Genomic DNA, 476 nt, shown 5'->3' with positions numbered 1-476 from the left:
CGCTGAACATCACCTCACGCAACGGATGCGGCAACAACGGCTCGAACCGGGCACAGATCTCATCCAACGCCTCGGCGAACACCGGGAACACCTCAACAAGAGACGCCCCCATGCCGACCCGCTGACTGCCCTGACCGGCGAACAGCAACGCCAGCTTCCCACCGGAACCACCTCCGGAAATCGCTCCGGACGCGTCCTCCTCGGCCAGCGCCCGCAGGCCTGCCACCAGTTCGTCCCGATCAGCACCCACGACCACCGCGCGCTGCTCCAGCACCGCCCGGCCCGTCGCCAGCGACCACGCCGCATCCGACACCGCCACCGACGGCTCCGACTCCAGCCACGACGCCAACCGACCGGCCTGCGCCCCCAACGCCCGCTCATCCTTCGCCGACACCAGCAACGGCACCACCGGCGCCTGCTCCACCGGCTCCGGCTCCGGCTCCACCACCGGACCCTGCTCGATGATCACGTGAGCG

Annotated in this window: 1 protein-coding gene; it reads right to left on the bottom strand. The window is 70.0% G+C overall.

All coding sequences use genetic code 11. The features are described from left to right. The coding region (locus E1295_RS48365; protein WP_484214013.1) for a CurL C-terminal domain-containing protein at positions 1 to 448 on the bottom strand (448 nt) is incomplete at its 3' end. Positions 449 to 476: the final 28 nt, after the last annotated feature.

Source organism: Nonomuraea mesophila (genome assembly GCF_004352805.1).
GTDB classification, from domain to species: domain Bacteria; phylum Actinomycetota; class Actinomycetes; order Streptosporangiales; family Streptosporangiaceae; genus Nonomuraea; species Nonomuraea longispora.
The sequence above is the reverse complement of the archived record's forward strand: the minus strand, read 5'-3'. Positions and strand labels throughout refer to the sequence as shown.